Annotated in this window: 8 protein-coding genes and 2 tRNA genes; 5 read left to right on the forward strand and 5 right to left on the reverse strand. The window is 45.8% G+C overall.

What is annotated here, in order from left to right; translation table 11 throughout:
• Positions 1 to 19: 19 nt before the first annotated feature.
• The 3 genes from ACS8E3_RS01785 to rsmH form a co-directional block, all read right to left on the reverse strand.
• Positions 20 to 2083 (reverse strand): peptidoglycan D,D-transpeptidase FtsI family protein, encoded by a 2064-nt coding sequence (locus tag ACS8E3_RS01785; RefSeq protein WP_439240579.1) that lies wholly within the window; start codon positions 2081 to 2083, stop codon positions 20 to 22.
• Entirely contained in the window at positions 2080 to 2565 is a 486-nt protein-coding gene (gene ftsL / locus ACS8E3_RS01790; RefSeq protein WP_439240581.1) for a cell division protein FtsL, read from the reverse strand. The genes ACS8E3_RS01785 and ftsL overlap by 4 nt, the downstream gene beginning before the upstream one ends.
• Before the next feature lie 283 nt (positions 2566 to 2848).
• Positions 2849 to 3838 carry a 16S rRNA (cytosine(1402)-N(4))-methyltransferase RsmH gene (rsmH, locus tag ACS8E3_RS01795; RefSeq protein ID WP_439240684.1) on the reverse strand — a complete coding sequence of 330 codons (990 nt, stop codon included), beginning with the start codon at positions 3836 to 3838 and terminating at the stop codon, positions 2849 to 2851.
• A gap of 339 nt (positions 3839 to 4177) precedes the next feature.
• On the opposite strand from rsmH, the gene gltX reads away from it, so the two are divergent.
• The 4 genes from gltX (at position 4178) to ACS8E3_RS01815 (ending at position 7723) form a co-directional block, all read left to right on the forward strand.
• A complete protein-coding gene (gene gltX / locus ACS8E3_RS01800; protein ID WP_439240687.1) occupies positions 4178 to 5716 on the forward strand; it encodes a glutamate--tRNA ligase in 1539 nt (512 codons plus the stop codon).
• Between the two features lie 183 nt (positions 5717 to 5899).
• Positions 5900 to 5975 (forward strand) — tRNA-Ala (locus tag ACS8E3_RS01805).
• 148 nt (positions 5976 to 6123) lie between these two features.
• Positions 6124 to 6199: transfer RNA gene (locus tag ACS8E3_RS01810), tRNA-Glu, on the forward strand.
• Between the two features lie 462 nt (positions 6200 to 6661).
• Positions 6662 to 7723, forward strand: a complete 1062-nt coding sequence (locus ACS8E3_RS01815; RefSeq protein ID WP_439240584.1) for a hypothetical protein — start codon at positions 6662 to 6664, stop codon at positions 7721 to 7723.
• A 126-nt stretch (positions 7724 to 7849) separates the two neighbouring features.
• On the opposite strand, the gene ACS8E3_RS01820 is transcribed toward ACS8E3_RS01815, so the two are convergent.
• Positions 7850 to 8770, reverse strand: coding sequence for a DMT family transporter (locus ACS8E3_RS01820; RefSeq protein WP_439240586.1), 921 nt, complete (start codon positions 8768 to 8770; stop codon positions 7850 to 7852).
• 297 nt (positions 8771 to 9067) lie between these two features.
• Between ACS8E3_RS01820 and ACS8E3_RS01825 the strand changes: the two genes are divergently transcribed.
• Positions 9068 to 9721 (forward strand): LysE family translocator, encoded by a 654-nt coding sequence (locus ACS8E3_RS01825; RefSeq protein ID WP_439240588.1) that lies wholly within the window; start codon positions 9068 to 9070, stop codon positions 9719 to 9721.
• Positions 9722 to 9818: 97 nt separating this feature from the next.
• Here ACS8E3_RS01825 and acnA read toward each other — a convergent pair whose 3' ends face one another.
• Positions 9819 to 12605, reverse strand: a complete 2787-nt coding sequence (acnA, locus tag ACS8E3_RS01830) for an aconitate hydratase AcnA (RefSeq protein WP_439240590.1) — start codon at positions 12603 to 12605, stop codon at positions 9819 to 9821.
• Positions 12606 to 12801 lie beyond the last annotated feature (196 nt).

A 12801-nucleotide genomic window follows, 5' to 3' on the forward strand; every position in this document is an offset into this window, starting at 1 on the left:
CTTCGCCTCAAGCGAGCGACTACTCTTGCGTTTGTAACGGCTTATCAAGCGGCACATTATACAGGCGTAGCGCTTCTTTCATCACGTTATGAAAGACCGGCGCGGCGGTCAAACCGGCATAATGCAGCCCGCGCGGATCTTCCAACAAGATAACGCTGACTAGCCTTGGATTGGACGCTGGCGCCATACCGGCGAAGATATTACGGTACTGATCGGTATAGTAACCGCCATCAGGGTTAATACGGCGCGAAGTACCGGTCTTGCCAGCCACGCGATAGCCATCAATATTAGCAGCTTTTGCGGTACCACCCGGCAGCGTTACCGACTCAAGCATCTCGACGATGGCCATCGCTTGCTCATGCTCCATGATACGCTTGCTTGGCAGCGGCTTATCGGTTTTAGTCAACGTCAGAGGATGCATAACCCCGCCCGCTGCTAGTGCCGCGTAAGCTTGCGCAACTTGCGCAAGCGTTGCTTCCATACCATAGCCATAACTGACAGTGGCACGGCGCGCGGTTTCTTTCTCTTCGGGTGTCGTGACATTACCACTACCTTCGCCTGGAAACTGTAGCGGGGTTTTTGCGCCAAAACCAAATTTCTTTTGCATACTAGTGATGCCATTAGCAGGCAAAGAGAGGGCGATTTTCGTTGAAGCCACGTTACTAGATTTTTGTAGTAGGGTCGCAAGATTAATCGTACCTAAATTATTATGATCACGAATAGTATAACCACGGACGCGGATAGAGCCAGGATTAGTATCGATCAAAGAGTTGGCGGTATACTTTCCTGAATCAAGCGCTGCTGCTACGGTAAAAGGCTTCATCACTGAGCCCGGCTCGAAGACATCGAGCAGTGCCCGATTGCGCTGATTCTCGCCAGTCATCTCATTGAGATTATTAGAATTAAAAGAAGGCCAAGTCGATAAAGCTAGCACTTCACCGTTTTGGACGTCTACTACCATACCCGTTGACCAACGCGCTTGCTGCAAGCGTCCGGCTTTTTCTAATTCCTTGTAGAGCAAGTACTGTAAGCGCGAATCGATAGTCAAAGCCACGTTTTTACCTGCGACTTCTGGCTTTAATTGTTTAATTTCTTTGAGACTGTTTTGTTTGGCATCTTTTAGCACTAGGACTTTGCCGTCCTCCCCTGCTAATATTTGCTCAAACTGACGCTCGATACCCGCGCGGCCTTCATAACCGCCCTCAGGGTCATTGGCGTTTTGACCCATAAATCCAAGCAGCTGCGCGTTGGGCTGCGGCTGCGGATAATAACGCTGAAAGAAATTTTTCTCATATACGCCCGGGAAGTCAAGCGAGCTGACGCTTTGGGCGATCTCAGGGGTGACTTTATTGAGTAGCGGCATATAGTGCGACCCTGGACCTGAAGGTAGTGCTGCTTTGACCGCCTCATCATCGGTGACATCGACGCTCTTGTCGATAGCAGCAGCCTTTTCAAGCTCAGTCACCGGAATGTTGGCCGCTGCTGCTAACACAGTCAGATCCATATTATCCAAGCGCTTTTGCATCCGTGCTCGTAATACCGGTTGACTGGGATTTTCGATGATGACTCTATTGAGCTCATAGTATTCACGCGCATAGTCATGCGGACTAAAGGAAACAGTCGCTAATGGCGCACTGACCGCTAGCGGTAGCTGATTACGATCGGTAATCATGCCGCGATACGACTTTTGTGTACGCTCGCTGGTGATCAGCTCATTGCCTTTGTCTTGATAAAACTGGGCGTTGGCGACTTGTAGATAATAGGCACGGCCTATCAGTAGCACCAAAACTGTTAAGGCGATAGCCCACACCATCCGAAAGCGGTTTTTGTCATATTCAAAGCCACCACGCGAAGACGCGCCTGAGGCCTTACTCATAATGGTGCGTTTAGATTTGCGATTCTTTACACTGGTATAAGCGCCTTGCGAGTCACTCTTTTTCTTACGAGAGAATATTTTTTTACTCGCGCTAGTAGAGTTACCTTTAGCTTCTTGCTGAGCTTTCGCTTTGCTAGCAGGACGTAGCGGCTTTATCACTTTACCGCTAGCTGATTTTTTATCGGTTGATGGCTTTTTGCTACTCATTGTCCATCCCCTCTAGAGTCTGCAGCGGACGGGTTTTCTGGGCTCAGGTCAGTGTTGGCAACATCAGTGCTACTATTATCGGTATCAGCGCTAGCAAAAGTGTCACCCGCTATCACTGGAGCGCCTGGCTGAATAATGAGTTTATCTTTCAGCGTTGGCGAATACATGCCTAGTTCTGCGACTGCGCGACTGGCAATCTGCGGTGTCGCACTAAAGGTTTGCTGCTCAATGAGCAAGCGCTGATGCTCAACTTGTAATTTACGCTGCTGTTTTTTCATATCTTGCAAGGTCTTATAGTCCTGATGGTATTGCTGTACCGCTTCAGCCGTTTTGATACCACTCCAAACAATACCCGCCGCCAACAATAACAGCACCATCACATAGATATTTATTACACTAAAACGCTGCGCAAACATCTCGCCCACATCGCTATGAGTTGAGCTTGCTACGCGGCCAGATTTAGGTTTGCCAGATATTGCCATGACGATCTCAAAAAGGTGGACTTAAAGATAAAGAAAAACTAACAGCTACTTTTTAATAAAAAGCTAATAGTCAGTAAAAACCATTAGTTAGTAAAACCTAAAGGTAACTAGCCGGTTAGTTTAACCGCTATTACTTACGGCTTTTTAACGGTTACGTATCCGTTGAAACATTATACTAAGCAACAGTGGCTGAAAACTTTGTGTTTTTACAATTTTGTATTCTTACTATAATCAGTTTTAGCTAAATATTTGCTCAGCGTAAAAGCTGATAGTAAATCAACTCTCAATCAGATTTTTGCTCATAAGCGATATCAGTACGAGTCGCCGCACGCAGCCAAGCACTACGTGAGCGCGGGTTCTGAGCGATCTCAGTTTTGCTAGGGCCAATGCGTTTGGGCTTACTAAAATAGCGCGGGCGCTTAGGCGGCATCGGTAAGTTTTCATCCTCAGGATACTGCCCCTTACTATGACGCTGCAAAAACTGCTTGATGCGGCGATCCTCAAGCGAATGAAAGCTGATCACCGATAGCTGACCGCCCGCCTTTAACACCGTAAGGCTCTGCTCCAAAAAGCTATCGACATCGCCAAGCTCGTTATTGATAAAGATACGCATCGCCTGAAAGCTTTGGGTCGCCGGATGTTTGCCGCGTTGCCAGTTGGGATGCGCTACTTTGATAACCTCTGCTAGCTCTAATGTCGACTCATAGCTCTCCATTTGCTTGATCGCCCGCGCAATACGGCGACTGTGTCGCTCCTCGCCAAACTCATATAATACATTGGCCAAAGTCTCATCATCGACTTGCGCAAGCCACTGCCCAACCGACTGTCCACGGCTAGTATCCATGCGCATATCCACTGCGCCATCCCGCATAAAACTAAAGCCGCGGCTGCCATCGTCGATCTGCGGTGAGGAGATGCCTAAATCTGCCATGAGGCCATCGACTTGGCTAATACCAAGCGCGGCTAAGCTGTCAGTTAAAGTGGCAAAGCTGTCATGCACCACTTTGATCCGGCTATCTGCAGCCGCCAATTCATTAGCTACAGCAATGGCAGTCGGGTCTTTATCAAAGACAATCAACTGCGCATCGTTAGCTAATTGCGAGAGTAGTAGGCGGCTATGACCACCGCGCCCAAAAGTCGCATCGACATAGATGCCGCGCGCTTGTAGACTGTTGTCGCTATTCGCTTTCGGCAGGGATTTGACGCCGAGTACAGCTGCGACCGCTTCTTCTAGCAGTACCGCTTCATGACTAAACTCTGCTTCATTAGGAATAGCAGACTGCGTCGCTGCTTGAGCATCTAATTTTGGACTTGGTTTTGGCTTCGATAATGACACAAATAACTCAATAGATGACGACCCTATGGGCCAGTAATGTTATAAAAAAAACAAGATAAAAATAAACAAGTTAGGCTCCGCTAGCGTTATTATCGCAAGGATACACAGCTAGTCAAGCACCAACTGGGCTTTTCACTAAAAATATCTTGGCTGTCTGTTATACTAGCGCTCTATTTTACGCTATTTTTTGCGGTTAGTTATAACCCTCTTGACTCAATTTTTAAACAGACCTGTTTAACCAAAAACTTCTTAACTGATCATTCTATGTAAGGCGACCTGATGCAAACCACTTCAAACAACCCAGCTCCTTCCACTCGTCCCGTGCGTACTCGTATTGCGCCCTCGCCTACTGGCTTTCCGCATGTCGGTACGGCTTATATTGCGCTATTTAACCTAGCCTTCGCCAAGGCGCATGGTGGCGAGTTTATCCTGCGTATCGAAGATACCGATCAGGCGCGCTCCACTGAAGCTTCCGAGCAAATGATCTTGGACGCGCTACGTTGGGTGGGACTTGATTGGTCAGAAGGTCCTGATGTCGGCGGACCACATGCCCCTTATCGTCAAAGCGAGCGCGCGAATATCTATAAAGAACATGCGCAAAAGCTACTCGATAATGATCACGCGTTTCGCTGCTTTTGTACACCCGAAGAATTAGATGCGATGCGAGCGGAGCAAATGGCTCGCGGTGAGACGCCGCGCTATGATGGTCGTTATGCTGATCTGCCGCGCGCTGAGTCGGACAAGCTTGTCGAATCGGGTAAACCTTTTGTCATCCGCATGCGCGTGCCTACCGAAGGCGTTTGTAAGATTGAGGATATGCTACGCGGTACGGTTGAGATTCCGTGGGAGCAAGTCGATATGCAAGTGCTGCTAAAAACTGATGGTCTGCCGACTTATCATTTAGCCAACGTCGTCGATGATCATTTGATGCAAATCAGTCACGTGATGCGCGGAGAAGAGTGGCTAAATTCTGCGCCTAAGCATCAATTATTATATGAGTATTTTGGTTGGGAGATGCCAGTGCTATGCCATATGCCGCTACTGCGTAATCCTGACAAATCAAAGCTGTCTAAGCGCAAAAACCCAACCTCTATCACTTATTATCGTGATGCTGGCGTGCTGCCAGAAGCTCTGCTCAATTATCTTGGACGTATGGGCTACTCGATGCCGAATGATGAAGAGAAGTTCACCCTTGAGGAGATGATAGCGAGCTTCAATATTCAGCGCGTCTCCTTAGGTGGCCCTATCTTTGACATCGAAAAGCTCAATTGGCTCAATAGCGAATGGCTACGCGAGCTGACGCCTGAAGAATTAAAAAACAGAATTCTCGACTGGGCTAATAATAGCGATAAGCTCACTGCAATGGCAGCCGCAATTCAGCCGCGTATTGAACTGCTCTCTGATGCGGTCAATTGGGGTGGTTTTTATTTCCAAAACCTACCTGAGATTACCAGCGATGACTTTGAGCACAAAAATCTCACACCTGAGCAAATCATGGAGATTCTCCAGTTAACGCTATGGCAACTTGAGTCATTGCCTGAATGGTCTGAAGAAAATATTTATGCCACTATCAAAGGCTTGTCTACGGCGCTCGATCTCAAGATGCGCGACTTTATCGCCCCTTTCTTTATCGCTATTGCCGGTAGCTCCTCATCCACGCCAGTGATGAACTCGATGTGGATCATCGGTGCCGATATGACCTTAAATCGCTTGCGCCACGCGGTTGAAGTACTAGGCGGCCTTGGTAAGAAAAAAATGAAAAAGCTTGAGAAAAAAGCCGCAGATCTGCCTGATTTTTTGGCTGATGCTGAATAGTTGACTCAAAAAGCTACTCTTTTTTGTCTGGTGAGATTCGCGCACCGGAAGTTTAAGGTCTTGACCAATAGTGCGCGAGGCTTACCCTACATTTGGCTTTAGTAGATAATTATTTATCACTATTCTAAAAATAGCTATTGACAACCATCCTGCTATTCCCTAAAATACGCTCACTCTTAACGAGGGGCTATAGCTCAGTTGGTAGAGCACTTGCATGGCATGCAAGGGGTCAACGGTTCGACTCCGTTTAGCTCCACCATATTTTTTATCGTTAGATTCTTTTATCTTAGATAAGACAGTTAAGAGGCAGTATCAGCACCTAGGCAAGGCTTGTTTATATAGAATAAGCGCTCTGATATTGTGCAGTACCGTTATAGCCCTATTTATTAAGCTATAACACTCTATGCGTCCCCATCGTCTAGAGGCCTAGGACACCGCCCTTTCACGGCGGTAACGGGGGTTCGAATCCCCCTGGGGACGCCACTATACGGCGTCATTTATTAGCGATTTTGCTGTAAAGCACCTGGTAAGACTAATAAATACACTACTAAAAGCTCAGTCATCGAGGATGACTGAGCTTTTTTTATGCTTCTATTTTATAAATCTCTTTAGCTAACCGCGAAGCTGTTAAGATACCATTCATTAATGATCAACATATTTATGAATATCAATACCTTATAATAAATTAACTTAGTATCAACACAACTTTACATCTGTCTGCTTCTTTCACATTGTTTAACACTCCTATACACGATAGCTTTGTTTTTATACTTAACTGTATTATTAATATTACTTTTAATTCCTTATGCTTGGCTTATATTTATAAAAGGTCTCTTTTTATTTAAGTTATAGATAAACCTGTAGACAACTAACACTGGCTAGATCATTTCGATGGTCTAGTCACAGAAACCTATTAGCATTTAGAATAAAATATAAGGAATAGCTATGTTACCTACTACTTACTCCCCTCAGCGCCGTCCGTCTTGGCGCGGTGTGCTAGCAGGTCTCGTCATGGGATTGATCGTCGTTATGGCGATGGTTGCTTTAGCGCTAGTGTTAAGCTCGTTCTTACCTTTTGATCTAAAAGGAACTAGCATTGCTGGCGGAATTTATGCCGCTATCACCGCTCTAGTCAGTGCCTTTGTCGCTGGCTACTATGCTATCAAATTCTCAGCGCCAGAAGCTATCTTTGGTGATGGCACAGAAGTCGACCAAAAAGATGCGTCTTTAACTGGTATGTTGACTGCTGCTTTAATCGTACTATTTACCACCTTTTTTGCTATGAGCGGTGCTACTAGTATCTTGGCAACTGCAGGTAATGTGGTTGGCGGTACGGTGAGTACGGTTGCTAAAACCGCTGGCGGTGTTGCCGCAGCTGGAACTTCAGCGGTAGGAACGGCAGCAGTTGCCGCACCTGATAGTGCTATTGAGCAGATGCAGCAAAAAGCCCAGCAAGCTTATCAAACCGTTTCAGGTAATATTAGCCAAGAAGATCTTAATGCTTTAGTCGCTAAGAACACGCAAGGCCTGAACGAAACTCAAATCGCAGCGACAACTAACGTATTAGAAGAGATGATCAATAATACTCGAGGTGATGTTGCTGATATGGACTTCACGAATATTGATACTTGGCGTAACATTGATGACTACGCAAAACAGCGTATGGCATCAATCGAACAAACGCTAAAAAGTGATGAGCTTATCACGCGTCTGCAGGCAGAAGGTCTTACTGAAGCTCAAGCGCTAGAAGTACGCAATGAAGCTACTCAGTCGTTTAACGAATATAAGATGAAAACTGAGCAGTATATCGCGCAAGCACAGCAAACTGTCGACCAGAATTTACAACAAGCTGAAGAGGTTGCTCGTAAAGCTGCCCTATACAGTGGTCTATTTTGGCTGATTAGTGCCTTGCTAACCTTTGTAGCTGCTATAGCAGGTGCAAAAAGCGCCGCTACCAGTCATCGCTTAGAGCGTCCTATCGTCACTTATGGTGATAACGTTCGATAATCGATTACACTTATTTAATAAGTTAAAACTTAACTACTAAAGCTAGCTACTAAAAAACAAAAGCTCAATCCCAATAAAATAAGGGATTGAGCTTTTTTATGCGTCAAGACACTTTGTATAATGCTATTAACGCTCTACGTCTAATGACTGCGAGGACTTAGTAAAGCTAGCCAAAGACAAGTTCAAAGATAAGTAAGTGCCGATAAGTATCACCGCTGAGCCTATAATAGCGTGCATATCTAAAGCCTCACCTAATAAAATATAACCAAATATAATAGCAAAGATTGGAATCACTAGCGTAATGCTAGTCGCGCGCATCGGCCCAATACTTTTTATTAGCTCATTGATAAAGATAAAAGCGATAGCGGTTGAGAATACGCCGATACAAACGACAGATACCCAAGCCTTAACACTAATACTCTGACCGTACGGAAACTCATAAATCGCCACTGGTAGCATTACCACACTAGCAATTAGCATAGCGCCAATAGTAATAGCGACAGGCGAGGTGTCTTGCAAATAGTTCTTAGTGACGTTTGCCCCTACTGCATAACCCACACAGCCTAATAGCGCATAGCCCATCGGTAACAGCCCTGAGCTTAATTCCGTAGCCGCACCGCCAAACAAGCTTTCACTCATTAAGATCACGACGCCTACGATGCCGATAAATAAACCTAAGGTCTGCTTTTTTGAGAGCTTATCATTGAAGAATGTACTGGCGATAAAGCCGCTCATCATCGGAACCGCGGCATTGAGCACCGCGAGCACGCCAGCATTGACGGCTTGAGCGGCATAAGAGAATAAAACAAACGGAATTGCTGTAGAGATCAGGCCCACTACGGTAAGCAGCTTCCAGTGCTGTCGGACCGCAATTAAATGGGAAGGATTGAACGCAACAAAAGCGAGCATCGTGACGCCGGCAAATACAACTCGTAAGCTGGCAAACGACATAGAGCCAAACTCAGGTACGCCGACTCTATAAAATATAAAGGATAGCGACCACATAAAGGATAAGCTAATAAAGATAATAAGATCGCGTCTACTCATGAGCTACTCAGCTTGGCGGTTGTCTGATAGGATAGATGGACAATATTGCTAAAGAGAATTTAAAGCAATAAAAATAAGTTGATGATAACTTTTTAAGCGTATAAAGGGTGGTTTATCTGTGGATTTAGCGTCAGTATTTGCTATTTTTAAGGGATATCTAACACACTGTTTGACAGCAGCCGCTAGCGTCCTTCAAAAGTATCTTCTCAATCATGTCTATAATAAATCATTTGTATAATAAATAAGCTGACAGTGTCATAGACTAAAATAATAACCATAAGCAAAAGGTGTTGTGCTATGTTTGGTATCGAAAACTACTGGGGATTTATTCTGACTGGTATTTTGTTAAATATTACCCCAGGCACAGATACCATGTACATCATCACTCGTAGTGTGGCACAAGGCAATAAAGCGGGACTCTATTCGGTGTTAGGTATCGTCTCTGGCATTCTGGTGCATACGGTACTAGCAGCACTTGGCTTATCCATTATCTTAGCCAACTCACCGTTAGCTTTCACCATTGTTAAATATATTGGAGCCATCTACTTATGCTATCTAGGGATTAAAATGTTAACGCAAAAGTCGGATGCTGTCATAGCAGACGGCTTGCTCAATAATGACAAAGCCGCGCAAGTAAAGTCATTAGATTATGGAAAAATATATAAGCAAGGTGTACTAACCAATACCTTTAACCCAAAAGTCGCGCTATTTTTCTTGGCTTTTTTTCCGCAGTTTATCGATCCAAGCTACGCGCATAGCACGCTATCGTTCTTGATCTTGGGTCTCACCTTTGCTGTCACCGGTCTAGTTTGGTGCTTATGCTTAGCACTACTGGCCTCAAGATTTAGTCAGCGCTTGCGGGAAAATCCAGCGATTGAGACTATCTTAAATAAGATCAGCGGGGTTGTGTTTATTGGTTTGGGAATTAAGTTGTTGACAGAGAGGGTTTAGAGTTAGAAGAATAAGCGCCACCACCACAAAACGACCAGACAAAAAAAAGCCCAATCGTCAAGATTGGGCCTTCTTTCATTCTAACTCTATTTCACCATTAAGCCGCGTCTTTACTCTCGCTTGCTAGCTGACGTAATACATAATGCAGTACGCCGCCATGACGGACGTATTCGCGCTCTTTTGGCGTCTGTAGACCGACGTTGACCTCGAAGTTCTCAGTTGAGCCATCAGCACGAGTAGCAGTCACTTGAGCAGTTTTGCTCTCGCCATTGTCGAGACCTGTGATACTAATGACCTCTGAGCCGTCAAGCTTGTAAGTCTCTGCGCTTTCACCCTCTTTAAAGGTCAATGGCAACACGCCCATGCCCACTAAGTTTGAGCGGTGAATACGCTCAAATGAAGTGGTTAATACCGCTTTTACACCAAGCAGAATGGTACCTTTAGCTGCCCAGTCACGGCTTGAACCTGAACCATACTCCGCACCGCCAAGCACAACGAGCGGACGCTTATCTTCTTTATACTTCATCGCCGCGTCGTACATAGCCATCTCAACACCATCCGCTAAGGTCGCTTTGTCGCCTTCGAAGTAATAAGTATAACCGCCCTCTCTACCATCCATCATTTGGTTTTTGATACGGATATTAGCGAAAGTACCACGGGTCATAACCGCATCGTTACCACGGCGCGAACCATAGCTGTTAAAGTCCGCTTCCATGACGCCGCGCTCTTGCAAGTATCTGCCTGCAGGAGAATCAGGATCGATATTACCAGCAGGTGAGATATGGTCGGTGGTAATCGAGTCACCGAACAAACCTAATATACGCGCGCCTTCGATATCGGGGATACCTTCAGGCTCCATGGTCATACCATCGAAGAATGGTGGGTTCTTGATGTAAGTTGAGCCTTCATCCCATGGATATAACTGGCTATCGGCTGAGGTGATTGCGTTCCAAGCTTTACCGCCGTCGAATACTTCGCCGTAGTTTTTACGGAACATATCAGCATCGATGTTATTGGCGATCAGCTCATTGATCTCATCTGACGTCGGCCAAATATCTTTGAGATACACATCATTACCATCTTGGTCTTGTCCTAATGGCTGCGTAGTCAAATCGATATCGACCGTACCTGCTAGCGCATAAGCGACAACAAGTGGTGGTGACGCAAGATAGCTTGCCTTGACATGCGAGTGAATACGGCCTTCAAAGTTACGGTTACCAGAAAGGACAGCAGAGGCAACTAAGTCGTTCTCTTCAATGCCTTTTTCGATAGACTCTAACAGTGGTCCTGAGTTACCGATACAAGTGGTACAACCATAACCGACCAGATAAAAGCCCGTCTTTTCAAGCTCATCCATTAGGTTGGTTTTTTCTAGGTAATCAGTGACCACTTTTGAACCAGGTGCTAGTGAAGTCTTGACCCAAGGCTTGGCTGTAAGACCTTTGGCCGCCGCTTTTTTGGCGACGAGTCCTGCACCAATCATTACCGCAGGGTTTGAGGTGTTGGTACAAGAGGTAATCGCGGCGATAACGACTGAACCATCACGCAGTTTGTGCTTTTTGTCATTGATATTGACGTCGGAAAAGACATTGGGCTTGGCATAGAGTCTATCGGCTTGCTCTTGCTCGCCGCCCTCTTGATCGAAACGGACTTTACCTTTAACTTCAGCTTCTCGATCTTTAGTCATTTTTTCTAGAGTCTCGCCAAACTTTTCATGCATATCAGATAAATTGATACGCTGCTGCGGCAGATTTGGACCCGCTAGTGCCGGCTGGACGGAGGATAGGTCTAATTCTAATTTGCTAGAATAAGTCGCTGCAGGGGTATCGGCGTCATGCCATAAGCCTTGCGCTTTAGCATATTCTTCAACCAGCTTAATCTGGCTCTCTTCGCGGCCCGATAGACGCAGATAATCAATTGCCATTTGGTCAATGGGGAAAATACCACATGTCGCACCATACTCTGGTGACATATTGGCAATCGTCGCACGATCGGCAAGCGGCATGCTATGCAAGCCTTCACCAAAGAATTCAACAAACTTACCCACGACGCCATGAGCACGTAGCATCTCGACCACGCGTAATACTAAATCGGTCGCGGTAACCCCTTCATTAAGCTTACCGGTTAATTCAAAACCAACGACTTGTGGAATCAACATAGAAGACGGCTGTCCTAGCATCGCCGCCTCGGCTTCGATACCGCCAACGCCCCAACCGAGTACACCAATACCATTAATCATCGTAGTGTGACTATCGGTACCAAACACGGTGTCAGGATAAGCGGTAAGCTCACCATCGACATCAGCGGCCATGACGACACGAGCCAAATACTCAAGGTTGACCTGATGCACAATACCCGTGGCTGGTGGTACTACTACAAAGTTTTCAAAGGCGTTTTTGCCCCAATGTAAGAACTCATAACGCTCGTTGTTACGCTTAAATTCTATTTTTTCATTCAGATCTAGCGCATCTTCGCGGCCATAAGCATCAACCTGTACCGAGTGATCGACCACTAATTCACTAGGAATGAATGGGTTAATTTGCTCGGCTTTTCCGCCAAGCTCTACCACTGCATCACGCATCGCGGCTAGATCGACGACTGAGGGTACACCAGTGAAATCCTGCAATACCACTCGCGCCGGCATAAAGGCGATCTCTTTTGACGCTTCAGCACCAGCGTCCCAATTAGCGACCGCTTCGATATGATTTTTGCCCACAGACTGACCATCATCTTCGTTGCGTAGTAGGTTCTCTAATACGACTTTCATGCAGTAGGGTAGTTTATTAATATTGTCATAAGTCTCGGCAAGTTTAGGCAGGCTATAATAAGCATGCTCCTTGCCATCGACGCTCAAGGTGTCTTTTACATTAAAAATATCACTCATGGGTAGCTTCCTTATCTACAGAATAGAAATTATGAATTTATTGTTATCACGGTGGCTAATGGGTTGATCGGGTTTATCTGTTGATTACGCTATTAGCAGCCAAGAGCAGAGCTATAGAGTTTCGTAAAACAGTATCATTCGTTAAGACGGATAACGTGCTGACTTAAAAATCTGATGGCAAACGTCTCGCTAGTAA

The sequence above is a fragment of the Psychrobacter sp. 2Y5 genome (genome assembly GCF_051847375.1).
Taxonomy (GTDB): Bacteria; Pseudomonadota; Gammaproteobacteria; order Pseudomonadales; family Moraxellaceae; genus Psychrobacter.

Coding starts and splice junctions, on each gene's coding strand:
- ftsL (WP_439240581.1), bottom strand. CDS start 2,565: ATGGCAATATCTGGCAAACCTAAATCTGGCCGCGTAGCAAGCTCAACT.
- ACS8E3_RS01825 (WP_439240588.1), top strand. CDS start 9,068: ATGTTTGGTATCGAAAACTACTGGGGATTTATTCTGACTGGTATTTTG.
- ACS8E3_RS01820 (WP_439240586.1), bottom strand. CDS start 8,770: ATGAGTAGACGCGATCTTATTATCTTTATTAGCTTATCCTTTATGTGG.
- ACS8E3_RS01815 (WP_439240584.1), top strand. CDS start 6,662: ATGTTACCTACTACTTACTCCCCTCAGCGCCGTCCGTCTTGGCGCGGT.
- acnA (WP_439240590.1), bottom strand. CDS start 12,605: ATGAGTGATATTTTTAATGTAAAAGACACCTTGAGCGTCGATGGCAAG.
- ACS8E3_RS01785 (WP_439240579.1), bottom strand. CDS start 2,083: ATGAGTAGCAAAAAGCCATCAACCGATAAAAAATCAGCTAGCGGTAAA.